The 14,771-nt window shown below is 55.3% G+C and carries 14 protein-coding genes; 2 read left to right on the top strand and 12 right to left on the bottom strand.

Features of this window, described 5'->3' with window-relative positions:
* The first annotated feature begins 2 nt into the window (after positions 1 to 2).
* A complete protein-coding gene (locus tag MWU60_RS09525) occupies positions 3 to 1,052 on the top strand; it encodes an AbrB family transcriptional regulator (RefSeq protein ID WP_247227039.1) in 1,050 nt (349 codons plus the stop codon).
* Here MWU60_RS09525 and gyrB read toward each other — a convergent pair.
* The 12 genes from gyrB to MWU60_RS09465 form a co-directional block, all read right to left on the bottom strand.
* Positions 1,049 to 3,463 carry a DNA topoisomerase (ATP-hydrolyzing) subunit B gene (gyrB, locus tag MWU60_RS09520; RefSeq protein ID WP_247227038.1) on the bottom strand — a complete coding sequence of 805 codons (2,415 nt, stop codon included), beginning with the start codon at positions 3,461 to 3,463 and terminating at the stop codon, positions 1,049 to 1,051. The two genes, MWU60_RS09525 and gyrB, sit on opposite strands and share 4 nt — an antisense overlap.
* A gap of 94 nt (positions 3,464 to 3,557) precedes the next feature.
* Positions 3,558 to 4,178, bottom strand: a complete 621-nt coding sequence (locus MWU60_RS09515) for a LysE family translocator (protein ID WP_247227037.1) — start codon at positions 4,176 to 4,178, stop codon at positions 3,558 to 3,560.
* Positions 4,175 to 4,606, bottom strand: a complete 432-nt coding sequence (locus MWU60_RS09510; protein ID WP_247227036.1) for a VOC family protein — start codon at positions 4,604 to 4,606, stop codon at positions 4,175 to 4,177. Before MWU60_RS09510 ends, MWU60_RS09515 begins: the two co-directional genes overlap by 4 nt.
* Complete coding sequence (gene recF, locus MWU60_RS09505; RefSeq protein WP_247227035.1) at positions 4,603 to 5,703, bottom strand: DNA replication/repair protein RecF; 1,101 nt, start codon at positions 5,701 to 5,703, stop codon at positions 4,603 to 4,605. Before recF ends, MWU60_RS09510 begins: the two co-directional genes overlap by 4 nt.
* A gap of 37 nt (positions 5,704 to 5,740) precedes the next feature.
* Positions 5,741 to 6,859, bottom strand: coding sequence for a DNA polymerase III subunit beta (dnaN, locus tag MWU60_RS09500; protein ID WP_247227034.1), 1,119 nt, complete (start codon positions 6,857 to 6,859; stop codon positions 5,741 to 5,743).
* Between the two features lie 137 nt (positions 6,860 to 6,996).
* Positions 6,997 to 8,334: a chromosomal replication initiator protein DnaA gene (gene dnaA / locus MWU60_RS09495; RefSeq protein ID WP_247227033.1), complete on the bottom strand. Its 1,338-nt coding sequence runs from the start codon at positions 8,332 to 8,334 to the stop codon at positions 6,997 to 6,999.
* Between the two features lie 598 nt (positions 8,335 to 8,932).
* A complete protein-coding gene (rpsT, locus tag MWU60_RS09490; protein ID WP_247227032.1) occupies positions 8,933 to 9,196 on the bottom strand; it encodes a 30S ribosomal protein S20 in 264 nt (87 codons plus the stop codon).
* Between the two features lie 173 nt (positions 9,197 to 9,369).
* On the bottom strand, positions 9,370 to 10,194 hold the full coding sequence (locus MWU60_RS09485) for a type IV pili methyl-accepting chemotaxis transducer N-terminal domain-containing protein (RefSeq protein ID WP_247227031.1): 825 nt from the start codon (positions 10,192 to 10,194) through the stop codon (positions 9,370 to 9,372).
* Between the two features lie 265 nt (positions 10,195 to 10,459).
* Positions 10,460 to 11,344, bottom strand: a complete 885-nt coding sequence (locus MWU60_RS09480) for a type IV pili methyl-accepting chemotaxis transducer N-terminal domain-containing protein (RefSeq protein WP_247227030.1) — start codon at positions 11,342 to 11,344, stop codon at positions 10,460 to 10,462.
* Positions 11,345 to 11,573: 229 nt separating this feature from the next.
* Positions 11,574 to 12,350, bottom strand: coding sequence for an enoyl-CoA hydratase (locus tag MWU60_RS09475; protein WP_247227029.1), 777 nt, complete (start codon positions 12,348 to 12,350; stop codon positions 11,574 to 11,576).
* 63 nt (positions 12,351 to 12,413) lie between these two features.
* A complete protein-coding gene (gene mutM, locus MWU60_RS09470) occupies positions 12,414 to 13,265 on the bottom strand; it encodes a bifunctional DNA-formamidopyrimidine glycosylase/DNA-(apurinic or apyrimidinic site) lyase (protein WP_247227028.1) in 852 nt (283 codons plus the stop codon).
* Positions 13,265 to 13,930: a hypothetical protein gene (locus tag MWU60_RS09465; RefSeq protein ID WP_247227027.1), complete on the bottom strand. Its 666-nt coding sequence runs from the start codon at positions 13,928 to 13,930 to the stop codon at positions 13,265 to 13,267. The genes mutM and MWU60_RS09465 overlap by 1 nt, the downstream gene beginning before the upstream one ends.
* An 87-nt stretch (positions 13,931 to 14,017) precedes the next feature.
* Between MWU60_RS09465 and ubiE the strand changes: the two genes are divergently transcribed.
* Positions 14,018 to 14,770, top strand: a complete 753-nt coding sequence (gene ubiE / locus MWU60_RS09460) for a bifunctional demethylmenaquinone methyltransferase/2-methoxy-6-polyprenyl-1,4-benzoquinol methylase UbiE (protein WP_247227026.1) — start codon at positions 14,018 to 14,020, stop codon at positions 14,768 to 14,770.
* Position 14,771: the final 1 nt, after the last annotated feature.

Below are 14,771 nucleotides of genomic sequence, written 5' to 3'. Positions count from 1 at the left end.
GGATGAGTGCTGCAAACCCCCTCATCCCACAGTTTGTGGCGCTGGCAATTGGGCTGGCAGGTGGATTGGCCGCCTATTTTGCAGGACTACCCTTGCCATGGATGCTGGGCCCGATGATCACCAATACTGTCGCCGCCATGTTGCAAGCCCCGATTGCCGGGCCGGATAGGCTGCGCCCCTTTGTGATCCCGGTGATCGGTGTGATGCTGGGGTCCGGGGTCACCGCCGAGATTTTTGGGCTGCTGGGCACCTGGCTACTGACGCTGCTGTTATTGCCACTGTTTTTGGCCTGTGCTGCGGGAATTTCCTACGCAGTTTATCGACGGATCGGGCGATATGATCCGGTGACAGCTTTCTATTCAGCAATGCCCGGTGGTCTGAATGAGATGCTTATTCTCGGCGCGGAAGCGGGCGGCGATGAACGCCGCATCGCCTTGGCCCATGCCGCGCGGGTTCTGATTATCATCGTCTTCGTTGCGCTGTTTTTTGGGCTGGTGCTGGGTGTGTCCACCGGCGGGCGCGGGGCCGCAAACTGGGTGGGGCTCTATCAGATTACAGGTTTGGACTATCTGGTTTTAGGGCTCTGTGCTGTCGTTGGCTCTGTCTTGGGCAAATGGCTGCGCCTGCCTGCCGCCCCGGTCTTTGGCCCGATGATCCTAAGTGGTGTGGCACATGTTGTGGGATGGGTGACTGTTCCGCCACCTACGGTCTTTGTGATCGCCGCACAGATTACGATCGGGACAATCATTGGTACGCGGTTCATTGGCGCGACAGTGGCAGAGATCAGGACCGATATTGGCCTGTCGGCGATTGCATCGCTGCTGATGCTGATCGCCGCCGTTGGATTTGCCGAACTGATCGTCATGATCAGCGGCATCCCCCTCGCACAGGCATTCCTTGCCTTTTCGCCCGGTGGCCTGACCGAGATGTCACTGCTTACCCTCGCGATGGGTCAGGATGTGACTTATGTGTCGGTCATGCACATCATCCGCATTACGCTGGTGATCGCGTTGGCACCGTTTGTGTTCAAAGCGATACGCCGCAAGCCTTAGAAATCCAGATTTTCCACATTCAGAGCATTGTTCTGGATGAATTCGCGCCGTGGTTCGACCACATCGCCCATCAGCTTGGTAAAGAGGTCATCGGCTTCCGCCACGTCTTCGACCTTCACCTGCAACAGGGTGCGCGCGTCAGGGTCCAGCGTCGTTTCCCAAAGCTGATCTGGGTTCATTTCGCCCAAGCCCTTGTAACGTTGAAGGGACAGGCCCTTTTCGCCTTCTTCCAAGATCGCTTTCAGCAGGTCCAATGGTCCGTGGATCAATTGACTGCGGTCTTTGCGCACAAGCGTGGCCGGCAGGTCATAGACCTCTTGCAGGCTTTGCGTGAACGTGCCGGTCCGCCGTGCTTCACCACCACGCAGCATGGGGCCATCAAGCGTGCGCACCTCTTCCACACCGCGCAGAATACGCGCAAGACGCATGCCCTTGTCTTGCGTTATGCGACCTTGCCAGCCACGTTCCCATTCCAGCGCGATCAGGTTCAGGCGTTCGGCAACACGGTCAGCCGTGCCTTGCAAATCGTTTTCCACAACACCGGGAACGAAGGCACCTGCAATGGCTGCTTGTTCAAGGATGTGGCGTGGGTAATGGGTTGGGAAAGCTTCCAGCACGCGTTTCAACTGGCGCGCCTCGTCAACGACACGACGCAAATCAGCGCCTGCGATTTCCTCGCCGTTGCCTTGGCGCAGCATCGCGCCGTCGATGCCTTGATCAATCAGATATTCATCCATCGCAGGCTGATCTTTCAGGTACACTTCGGACTTGCCGCGCGCCACTTTGTAAAGCGGCGGTTGGGCAATGTAGAGGTAGCCGCCCTCAATCAGTTCCGGCATCTGCCGGAAGAAGAATGTCAGCAGCAGTGTCCGAATATGCGCGCCATCGACGTCCGCGTCGGTCATGATGATGACCTTGTGATAGCGCAGTTTGTCGATGTTGAATTCGTCGCGCCCAATGCCTGTGCCGAGCGCCATAACAAGGTTGCCGATTTCCTGACTGCCCAGCATCCGGTCGAACCGTGCGCGTTCGACATTCAGAATCTTACCCTTCAGCGGCAAAATCGCCTGCGTGCCGCGGTCGCGGCCCGTCTGGGCTGATCCGCCGGCACTGTCACCCTCGACAAGGAAGACTTCGGTCTTGGAGGGGTCTTTTTCAGAACAATCTTTCAACTTGGACGCGTTAAAGTTCACATCCATCGCCGATTTGCGCCGAATTTCACGGGCTTTGCGTGCTGCTTCGCGGGCGGCGGCGGCTTCGACAATCTTACCAATAATGGATTTGGCGATGGCTGGGTTTTCTTCAAACCATTCGTTCAACTTTTCACCAACAAGATTTTCAACAGCAGGGCGAACCTCAGAGCTGACCAGTTTATCCTTGGTCTGACTGGAAAACTTTGGATCAGGTACTTTCACGGACAGCACACAGGTCAGACCTTCGCGCGCGTCATCGCCGGTCAGCGAGACTTTTTCCTTTTTGGAAATGCCTGTTTCAGTCGCATATTTCGTGATCGCACGGGTCAACGCGCCACGGAAACCCGCAAGGTGTGCACCACCATCGCGTTGCGGGATGTTGTTTGTGAAGGGCAGCACCATTTCGTTGTAGCTATCGTTCCACCACATCGCGACTTCGACAACGATATCATCGCGCTCACCGACAACATAAATTGGCTCTTCCATCAGCGGCGTCTTTGAACGGTCGAGGTATTTGACAAATTCCTTCACGCCACCCTCATAGAAAAGGTCAGCTTTCAGCGGCTCTGCCGGACGCAAATCTTCTAGAATGATCCGCACACCGGAGTTCAGGAATGCCAGTTCGCGCAGTCGCTTTTCAAGTTGATTGAATTCAAAATCGCGACTGGTAAAGGTTTCCAACGACGCAAGGAACGTCACCTCAGTCCCTTTGCGCCCGTTGGCTGGGCCTTCGACACGCAAATGTTCAGTCGTAAAGCCGCCCTCAAAACGCGCGTAATGCTCCTTGTCGTCCCGCCAGATGCGTAGCTCCAGATAGTCAGACAGCGCGTTCACCACGGACACACCAACGCCGTGCAAACCGCCCGATACTTTGTACGAATTGCTGTCGAACTTACCACCGGCGTGCAGCTGCGTCATGATCACTTCGGCGGCTGAAACGCCTTCTCCCTCGTGGATGCCGACAGGAATGCCGCGACCGTTGTCGCCCACTGTGACCGATCCGTCAGCGTTGATTTTCACGTAAACATGGTCCGCGTGACCGGCCAGAGCCTCATCAATGCCGTTGTCGACAACCTCATAAACCATATGATGCAGACCGGACCCATCATCGGTATCACCGATATACATGCCCGGACGCTTGCGTACCGCCTCTAAGCCTTTGAGAACTTTGATGGAATCAGCGCCGTAGTCTTCTTGTTTTTGTGGTTCGTCGGCCATGAAGGAAATCCTGTATTCTTATCCCCAAAATATATGCGTTTTGGGGGCGTTTGTCACGCAAATGACACAAGATTTTGTGGTTTTGCGCTGACCTTTAGGTCAACCCAATCACAACACCGACACCGATCAAAAGAACCCCGGCGATGATGTTCATCCGGCGAACTGCGCCGGGCGATTTCAAGACGCCCCGCACCCGGTCCACCGAGGCCGCAAGAAGCAGGTTTCCGACCAGCGGCACGACAAAACTCAGCGTGCAAATCGCAACCATATCGAGGGCGGTAACCCTGCTCAGATCGAAGAACCCCGGCAAGACGCCCATGTAGAACAGCACGGCCTTTGGGTTCCCGATGATCACTGCGACACCCGCCATGAAGCCCGCCCACATGCCGGGACGCGTCAGGCGGCTGTTGGCATCAAGCGCGTGGTCTGCGTTGCGGATCAGCGCGGCCCCCATCAGCATGAACACCAAGACAGCAACGTATTTGAGCAGGTCCATGAAGCCCGCAAATTCAGAGACAAGCCAGGCGACCCCCAGAACCGCCACAAGCGGCCAGAGGATGTCCCCAATGGCCACACCAATGGCAAGCGGCCACGCCGCCTGAAATCCGCCCGACAATGATCTTGCCAGCAGCGCAACCCATACCGGCCCCGGCGTCATGAACAGGATGACGAGCGCGCCTGCGTATAGCAAAAGATCGTAGACGCTGATGGTCATGTTGCGGGCAACGTCAAACTGCCGTCCGCATTCAGTTCCCAGAACGGATTTTGCGCGACTTCCCAGACGTGCCCATCAGGGTCCGCATAGTAGCCAGAGTATCCGCCCCAGAATACCTTTTCTGGCGCCTTGAGGGCCGTCGCCCCAGCCTTGACGGCCAATGCATAGGCGGCGTCTACCTCTGCGTTGGTTGCAAAGTTCTGTGCCAGCGTCATCGCCCCAGTTCCCAGTGTCGCATCAGGCCGCCCCTGATCTTTGGCAAGCGGGCCTAAGCCAAAGAAACCCAAGGCCATGCCATTGATCTGGTAAAACACCACTTCACCCGGCATTTCGCGCGTCGGGACCCAGCCCATCGCACCATAGAAAGCCTTGGACCTTTCCAGATCGGCAACGCCGAGGGTGATCAGTGTCACGCGTTGCGGTGTCATGGCGCGTCCTTTTGTGTGACGATGGATTGCCCATCCGTTTCAGTGACTTCGGCATACTGCGCCCGGTCGCCCAGTTCCTCGAATAGCTCCGCGCCTGTCCCGGTCATGAAAGCCTGCGCGCCAAGGCTGCATATCTCGTCATAAAGTGCGGCCCGGCGGGTCGCGTCAAGGTGCGCTGCGACTTCGTCCAACAACAGGATCGGTGGCGCGCCAAAGTCGCGGGCAAGGGCGCGACCATTGGCAAGGATCAGGCTGATCAGAAGTGCTTTTTGCTCACCGGTCGAACAATCTTTGGCAGGCACACCCTTATCGGCAAACACAGCATCCAAATCTGCGCGGTGCGGGCCGATCAGCGTACGTCCTGCCGCCATATCGCGGTTGCGGTTGTCAGCAAGGGCCGCTTGCAGATCATCAGGAATGGGTTCGGCAGACGTCAGCGCAAGCGTTGCTGTTGGAAATGCCGTCGTTGCGGCCTCTTGCGCCGATGACAGCTCTTCGATCGCGCGATGCCGGTTTGACTGGATCGCTGCCCCGGCCTCGGCCATTTGACCTTCAATCGCGGTGTACCAATGCGGGTCGCGCACCATGTCTTTCAGCAAGCGGTTGCGTTCGCGCATGGCCTTTTCGTAGGTCAACACGGCCTCTGCATGGGTCGGCTCAAAGCTAAGCGTCGCACGGTCCAAGAAGCGCCGGCGCCCTTCGGCGCCTTCAATCCAAAGCCGGTCCATGGACGGCACCAGCCACAGGATACGCCCAATGCGTCCAAGCGCTGTTTGCGGGGCCGCTTTGTCATCAATACGAAGCTGGCGTGGATTGCCTGCCTCGGCCCATGTTTCGATCTCATGGGTTTGATGCAGGGATTGCAACACCGCGGTGATCTTCCAGCCCAGCGCTTCTGGCCGGCGCGTTAGATCGTCAGCACCAGCGCGGCGCAAACCACGACCGGGGGACAAAAGCGAGACAGCTTCGAGGATGTTGGTTTTGCCTGCGCCATTGGGGCCAAAGATCGCAAGTGGTCGCGCAGTCAGATTCATCTCCACACGTTTGTGCGAGCGGAAATGAGATAGTGTCAGTTCAGTTAGCGCAAGTTTACTCATGGGCGCTGGTCAGAAATTTCGAAATTTTCTGGCCCCGTCACACGCGCATCGGCATGACGACATAGACCGCAGAAGTGTCATTGCCTTCGCGCATCAACGTCGGATCACCGGCAGAGTTGAACATAAAGACCGCATTCTCGCGGTCGACCTGACTTGCGATTTCGAGCAGGTATTTGGCGTTAAAACCAATCTCCAAGCGTTCATCGCTGTAGGCCACGGCAAGCTCTTCTTCCGCCGCACCGCTGTCGGGGGCGTTGACAGACAGCACCAGCCGGTCCTCGTCCAGCGACAGTTTGACCGCCCGCGAACGCTCGGACGATACGGTCGCCACACGGTCCACGGCTTTGGCAAATTCGCTGGCATCCACTTCCAATTTGCGCGTGTTTCCCTGCGGGATCACGCGGGTGTAGTCAGGGAATGTGCCGTCAATGACCTTTGAGGTCAGGGTGATATCGGGGGTCGCGAAACGGATCTTGGTTTCCGACACCGAGACTGCGATCTGCATATCGTCATCGTCGAGCAGCTTGCGCAATTCTCCAACGGTTTTGCGGGGCACGATGACGCCCGCCATGTCAGCGGCACCTTCGGGCAGATCGGCGTCAATGCGCGCCAAACGGTGGCCGTCAGTGGCCACGCAACGCAGCACCTTGCCGCCGTCGCTGTCGGACACATGCATATAGACGCCGTTGAGGTAATATCTTGTTTCCTCAGTAGAAATCGCAAACTTCGACTTGTCGAACAAGCGACGCAGCACCGGTGCAGGTGCCGAAAAGTTCGCGGCATATTCAGACGACGCCATCACGGGAAAATCTTCTTTCGGCAGTGTCGCGAGCGAGAAGTTCGACCGCCCAGCCTCAATCGTCAACCGGCCTGATGCACCGTCTTCGGTCAACGTCACCAAGGCGCCATCCGGCAGTTTGCGCACGATTTCATTCAACGTCACAGCGGCCACTGTTGTGGCCCCTGCCCGTTCGACCTTGGCCGGTGCGCGGTCGACCACTTCGATGTCCAGATCGGTCGCCCGGAACTGTACGCTGTCGCCTTCGGCTTCGATCAGGACGTTGGCGAGGATCGGGATCGTGTTACGCCGCTCGACGACCGATTGAGCCTGCGCAACCGCTTTCAATAGTGCCGCACGTTCAATGCTGAATTTCATGTCCCAATCTCCGCATATCTTGATACCGGACGCTGCCGGGACGCGAAATGTACCCTATTTCGCGCCACCCTCAAGCGTTTTGTTGGACTGTTTACGATGGGTTTGTCCGCGTCAAGCGCAGGGCTGGTTTTGCCCGATTATTCCTGCAAAGCGCGGCGCAAGAGTTCCAGATCATCGGCGATCTGACTATCGAGCGCTTTCAATTCTTCAATCCGCTTCACACCGTGCATGACCGTCGTGTGATCACGACCACCAAAGCGACGCCCTATTTCAGGTAGTGATCGGCTGGTCATTTGCTTGGCCAGGTACATCGCGATCTGGCGCGGCCGCGCATAGTTGCGAACGCGTTTCGGTCCGATCATATCGGACAGACGGATGTTGTAATGCTCAGACACTTTGCGCTGGATTTCCTCAACGGTAACCTTGCGGTCAGAGGCCTTTAGCACGTCAGATAGGCAATCCTGCGTCAATTCCAGCGTAATTTCGCGGCCAACGAGCGACGCGAAGGCAAACAGACGCGTCAGCGCGCCTTCGAGAACGCGGACGTTGGTTGATATACGGTGTGCGAGGAATTCCAGCACGCCATCTGCGATCTCAAGCTCTGGATATTGGGCAGCGTAGACATCAACCTTAGACTGCAGGATGCCAAGACGAAGTTCATAGTCGGTCGGGTGCAGGTCAACGACGAGGCCGCATTGCAGGCGCGACTTGATCCGCTCTTCAAGGTCCTTGATCTCGCCCGGGGCGCGGTCAGCAGAGATGATGATCTGCTTTTGGCCGTCCACAAGGGCGTTGAACGTATGAAAGAATTCTTCCTGCGTGCTGTCTTTGCCGCCAATGAACTGGACGTCATCAACCATCAGCACATCGACTGACCGAAAAAGCTGTTTGAAATCCATCATCTTGCGTTCGCGCAAGGCGGTAATGAAACGGTACATGAATTGTTCGGCGGACAGATAAAGCACGTTCAGCTCTGGTGAACGGAGCTTCAGCTCATGGGCAATCGCATGCATCAGGTGGGTTTTACCCAGACCAACGCCACCATACAGAAACAGCGGATTAAAGGTGACAGGGCCGCCTTCGGCAACACGGCGGGCTGCGGCATGAGCCAATTCGTTCGGCTTACCTACAACAAAAGTATCAAAGGTAAATCGGGCATCGAGCGGAGCACCCGACGCGGCATCAGTACCCGTCGGTTTGGTCGCAACTTTTGGTTTCGCTGCGGGGCGGTTCTGGCTTGGAACACGGAATTGCAGGCGTTGGACGTCCTCGCCGGCTTTGTTCATATGATAGATGATCTGATCACCGAAGTTTTGCGACACGTAGTTGCCGATGAAATTGGTTGGGACGTCGAAGACCGCAACCCCCCCGGACAATTGTGTAAATTCGAGCGGTTCAATCCAGCTTGAATAGCTATTTGCGCCCAAAGCACCCTCGAGTGCGCTCAACACCTTTGCCCAGATATCGTTAGTCATTTTGTTCCTTTGTCCCAAACGTTGCCATCACCACAAAAGAACACGCAGCGCGTGCCCACGACACAATGCCGGGGTCAAAGAAAACGCGCGCTCAGGTTGCCCCACCCAAACGGATCGCCTTCCACCCAAAACCATAAACCGTAGCACATGACCGGTACCCATAAGATACATATCAGCGCCAATCGGCAGCAAAAGAGCCACAAACAGCATCCAAAACCAAAGAGCAGCCCTTGGTTTTAGCGCAGACACAATCGGGCTGGATTACGTAGCTTTTGCTACTTTTTTTCCACGCCACCATTGCATGAAGTTGGACAAAAACCAGAGCGGATGCCTCTATTCAAACAGAAGCTTCTGTCGCCAATTCCTGTGCAAACCCCCTCATGTCCCCCCGGAACGATGTGAATCGCAAGGCCAACGTAGCAAGGGGTTTGGGCGCGCTTCAACACAACATCGTACTTGACTCGGCAATTGTTGAAAAAGAATCTATCGGCCCTTTGAAATCTCTCAATTTCTGCGCGGGTCGATCACACCGTCACAAAAAAAGCGCGCCCTGCTCGGACGCGCTTGAATTTTCGTTTTTTCGCCGGTTTGGGCAGAATCAGCCGATGGCTTTGACCCGTGAAGACAGGCGGGACATTTTGCGCGACGCTGTGTTCTTGTGCATCACACCTTTGGTGACGCCGCGCATCAATTCTGGTTGTGCGACCTTCAGTGCGGCGGCTGCGGCTTTCTGATCGCCGGATGCAATTGCCTCTTCTACAGCGCGCAGATATGTGCGGATCCGCGAGCGGCGCATCTTGTTGACTGCAAAGCGGGCTTCGTTCTGACGGGCGCGTTTTTTCGCCTGAGGTGAGTTTGCCATGTGTTCGTTTCCTAAGCTGGGCCTGTTCAGGGCCAAATTAAAATATGGTCAGCGCAGCAAGCCCAAGCCCCGGGTTTTCGAACCGGTTCATCTGGCCAAAGCGGGCCTCACACGCATGTCTGCGGCGCTATTAGTGGATGACTGCGCGCGACGCAATCAAAAACTGACCAGCCTCAATAGATCCGCTTGGAGTGGTCTTGATACAGGACCTCAAGTTCCTCGATCCGATGCAGCTTTTCGACAAGCCCGTGATACAGTGCGAAACGCTCTTCTTCGCTGATTTCATCACCAGTTGCGACATGCTCCAGCTGCATGTGCACGTCTTCCCAATGATCACCGATCTCAGCAAGCTTCGCTGCAATTTCTTGTGTTGGCGGAGGGACGATCCCCAGTGACGGCATACCATTGGTCAAGGCCATCAGGCTGCCTTCGTAGATGCCCATCGACTTTTGCAAATCAGCAATCATTTCAGAGTCGCCGTCATGCGACCAAACACGGCACGCCTCATACGCCAGACGCTGATTCATCGCGGCCATCCGCCCAGAGATTTCCAGCAGCATAACGTCTTCTTGCAGTATTTCGGTCGGATTGCTGTACTCCGTCTCGATCACGCTGAGCAGATGATAGGTCTTTTCAAACATGATATCTGCTGCATCGTAGATGACATTAAGGGCTACGGCATCATCATGATTGTCGAGAACTTTCAGTGCCGCGTCGTGAATGGGCTCCCAATCTGCGATCATATGTTCAATTTCAACGGCAGTTCTGCGGCTTGTTTCTGCGCCTTCGATACCGATCTCCGGGTTGCCGTTCAGCAATGCATCAAGCACGACATCGAAAATTGTGACGTTGGTGACTAACAGCTCTTCCGCCTCTTCCACATCTATATCGTTATGCAGGTGGCAGGCAGCGGCGGGAATTTCTTGTGATAAGGTGCGCAGCAGGTCACCGGCGACGATCCGATTGGCGGCACCACTGTCATGCAAAAGCTCGCTCAAGTCCACTTTGAGCAATTCCGCGTTTGGTAAATCGTCCAAGGTTTGCGCGTTACTCGGCTCCGGGATCGAAAAACCGGCTGCTACGATAGAAACACTAAGAAGAAGTTTTGAAAGAATCATTTGCTACTCGTCCTGACTACACAAAAACCCAGGCCGATCTGTAAATATCGGCCTGATTTTCACTGTAAGCGTGTCATTCTGACGGAATTATGGCGCAGTTAGTGCACAATATGGTCAGCGATCGCGGAGTTATGAGTCATGCTTTTCAGTAAATGCGCTTGGAGTAGTCTTGATACATTTCTTCGATTTCTTCGACCTTGTGCACCTTGACGACCAACCGGTGATAGAGGTCCGTCCGTTCTTCGACGCTCAGATCATCTGCCGCAATGACACGATCAAGCAAGCCGCGAATGATAGACCAATCTTCATCAGCCGCCGTGAGGCTTTCGGCAATCTCGGCGGTTGGGGCGGGCTGCACGCCAAGTGAGGGCAGACCGTTGATCAGTGCATCCATTGATGCCTCATAAATCCCGATCGTTTTCTTAAGCTCCGCGATCAATTCCTCACTACCTTCACCAGACCATGCGCGACACGCCTCATAGGCCATGCGTTGCGTCATCGCAGCCATCCGACCGGACACTTCGATCAGCAGAACGTCAGATTGCAGCAATTCAACGGGGTTGGAGTACTCAGCTTCAATCTCGGACAAAAGATGGTAGGTCTTTTCCAACATGATGTCTGTCGCGTCATAGATAACGTCAACCGGTTGCCTGTTGGTTGGGTCCTCAAGCACAGCAATGGCCGCATCATGGATCGGAACCCATTCCGCCATCAAAGCCTCAAGCTCGGCCACTGTGCGAAACCGCGTCTCGCCGCCAATGATCCCCATCGCCTCATTGCCATTGAGCAAAGCAAGCGCGACAGCATCAAATTTTGCAACCGAATAGCTTAGCTCTGCTTTCGCTTCTTCAACATTGACACCATTATGTAAGTGACAAGCGGCGGCTGGGATTTCTTGCGAGAGGGTGCGCAGCAATGCAGCAGCGACAATCCTGTTTGAAGACCCGCTGTCAGTGATGATTTCAAGCTGCTGTACCAGAACGATCTTGCCATTCTCAATTCTGGTTTCGCCGGGTGATGCAAACGACATATCTGCCGAAAGACCAGGGAACCCCAGCGCAACCAAAAGAGCCCCGGGTATAGATCCGTTAAACGATTCAACCATCGTACCATCCTCACTCACTAAACAATCACTCGCACACCACGAAATGTACTCAAGTTATTGGCGAATAAAGATCAAATATGGCGAAAAAACACCGATTCTGTGTCACGTACAGGGAATACCTTACGTAAGGTTAATTCTAGTTGCTGTGTAAACGTTACTTGTCGCGAAACTGCGGTTCGCGCTTCTCGGTAAAGGCGGCCATACCTTCAGCCTGATCTTCAGTCGCAAAAAGTGAATGGAACAGGCGGCGTTCGTAATTCAACCCTTCGGCCAACGTCGTTTCATACGCCCGATCGACCGCGTCCTTGGCGGCGATTGTAGCGATCTGAGACTTCTCGGTGATCTTTTCAGCGGCGGCTTTCGCCTCGCTCAGCAGTTTCTTGGCAGGTACGACACGGCTGACCAAACCACTGCTTTCAGCCTCGGCTGCATCCATGAAACGCCCGGTCAGATGCATGTCCATCGACTTGGCCTTACCCACAAAGCGTGTCAGGCGTTGGGTTCCACCAAGCCCGGCAATCACACCAAGGTTAATCTCGGGTTGTCCGAATTTGGCGTTCTCGGCTGCAATGATAAAGTCGCACATCATCGCCAGCTCGCACCCGCCGCCCAGCGCGTAACCTGCAACGGCCGCGATAATCGGCTTACGTATGCGATTGAAGCGATCTGTTTCGCTCTCAAAGAAACGCTGCGTGTACATCTCAACAAATGACTTATCAGCCATCTCAGAGATGTCAGCGCCCGCTGCGAAAGCCTTCTCGGACCCTGTGATGATGATGCAGCGCACCTTGTCGCTGGCGTCGGCCTCTTCAAGTGCTGTGCAAAGTTCGCCCAGCAGTTTGCTGTTCAGCGCGTTCATTGCGTCGGGTCGGTTCAGCTTGATGGTTGCGACATAGTCGCTGATGTCCACGATGATCGTTTCAAAGGCCATGCTGCCGTCCCTGTTGCCGCGGGTTTGACCCTAAGGGTTAGCAAAGCGTGGCTGGGGATCAAGCTATCTTTGGCATTGCGGGCAAAAGAAAGATGAGCGTCCGGACTGCACGATTCGGGTGATTGTTCTGTCACACCCGTGGGTTACGCAAGGTTCGCCTTCACGGTCGTAGACCTGAAAAACATGCTGGAAATAACCCAACTCACCATCGGATTGCCGATAGTCGCGCAAAGAAGACCCGCCAGCGGCGATGGCTTGGGACAAAACATCGCGGATAAGTGGCACGAGGGTCGCGATCCGTGCGGCACTGATCCGCCCGGCCTTGCGTGCAGGGTGAATGCCCGCACGAAACAGCACTTCGCAGACATAAATATTGCCAAGGCCCGACACGATCCGCTGATCCAGCAGGGCTGATTTGATCGGTGTGTTGCGCCCTTTCAGGCGTTGGGTCAGGTAGCTTTCGTTGAAGGCGTTGCCCAATGGTTCCGGGCCTAGATCACGAATGAGCCAGTGATCGTCTTGGGTGGCCGTATCCATCAGGTCCATGGCGCCGAACCGCCGGGCATCATTGAAAGTAATGCGCGCACCATCATCCATGTGAAAGACAACGTGATCATGTTTGGCAGGAACGGGGTGCGGGTGATGAAATTCACCTACTGTATGCCCGGAAATCAACATGCGGCCCGACATGCCCAGATGGATCAGCAAAGTTTCGGCGCTGTCCAGATCAACAAGAATGTACTTTGAGCGGCGGCGCAGACCCAACACACGCTTGCCGGTCAACCGTTCTGCCATACGCTCTGGAAACGGCCAGCGCAGGTCTGGGCGGTTCACATCAGCCCGCGCAATCACATGCCCTTCCATCACAGGGGCGATGCCAGCTTTGACAGTTTCAACTTCAGGAAGTTCGGGCATTAATAGGCTTCATTTTTGGCAATTGATGCCCTGACATATCGCACAAAATCCTCAATACCGATCAGGTGTTTTGGCACATAGGCCTTTTTGCCGTTGTCAGTGCGCAAAATGTAAAAATACATGCCATCATCCCGAATGCTCAACAACCGGGCGACTGGCAGTTCAATGCGCTGATACAACCACGTGCGGTGCACGATGCGCGTGTCGTCATAGCGCAGCTCATATATGTTAAAATAGATGATGTTGTGCACCATGATCACAAACATCGCGATGGCGAAGACCTGTGTGATTTGATCGTTTGCAAGGTCATACCCTTGCGTCGTCTGCATCGCTTGCAGGATGAAATACAGGACTACCGGAAACCCGAACATGATCAACTTTAGGCCGATTGTCGGCCGCAAATACGTATCGTTGAACGTTTGGGGCGCTTGGCCTTTGCGACCCGCCCCGGCGATTAAGCTTAGGTCAAGCGGCAGACCGCCATCTAAAGATGCAGTAAAGGTTTTTTGCACCCCCGCACTTGGATCGGCGGCGCGGCCCGATAGCCAGTTGCGCAGACGCAAACCCAACAAAATAATCGTGGCAACAATCGGCGGACCAAGGGCCCATGCAAGGCTGCGGTAAACTTCGGTAATGTTAAACGCGTCAAACGCTTGTGCGTTCATTTGGCCCTCCGTGGCACATTGACAGTTTGTCTATCCTGTCGCTTGGGTATAACCCCTTTTGGGACAGTATTCAGGCGAAAGCATGACATGACAGACAAGTCCGATCCCACAACCCATTTCGGGTTTGAAACCGTCCGCGAAGATGAAAAAGCAGGCCGCGTGCAAGGCGTATTTTCATCTGTTGCCAGCAAATACGACATCATGAATGACGTGATGTCAGGCGGCGTGCACCGGATCTGGAAAGACGCGATGATGGATTGGCTGGCACCGCGCCCCGGTCAACGGTTGCTGGATGTGGCAGGCGGGACTGGCGATATCTCGTTTCGTTTTCTCAAGCGCGCGGGCCGTGGCCACGCGACCGTTCTCGATATCACCGAATCTATGCTGGTCGAAGGCCGCAAACGGGCCGAGGCAGAGCGCATGTCAGACAGCCTTGACTGGGTTGTGGGCGACGCGATGGCGCTGCCATTTGAGGCGAATACCTTTGATGTTTATACAATCAGTTTTGGCATTCGGAATGTGACCCGTCCGCAGGATGCGCTGGCTGAAGCTTACCGCGTGCTCAAACCCGGCGGCCGCCTGATGGTGCTTGAATTCAGCCAACTGCCCAACCCAATGATGCAAGCGGCCTATGATGCCTATTCCTTTAACGTCATCCCGCGCATGGGTCAGATGATTGCGGGGGACCGTGACAGTTATCAGTATCTGGTGGAATCGATCCGCAACTTCCCTGATCAGGACACCTTCTTGGGGATGGTGGACGATGCGGGTTTCGGGAATACCAAGTATCGCAACCTGACGATGGGTGTGGCGGCATTGCATTCAGGCTGGAAACTCTAGC

Source organism: Yoonia sp. F2084L (assembly GCF_023015625.1).
Lineage (GTDB): Bacteria > Pseudomonadota > Alphaproteobacteria > Rhodobacterales > Rhodobacteraceae > Yoonia.
Note: the sequence above shows the minus strand (reverse complement) of the source record. Positions and strands in the feature narration are given on the sequence as shown.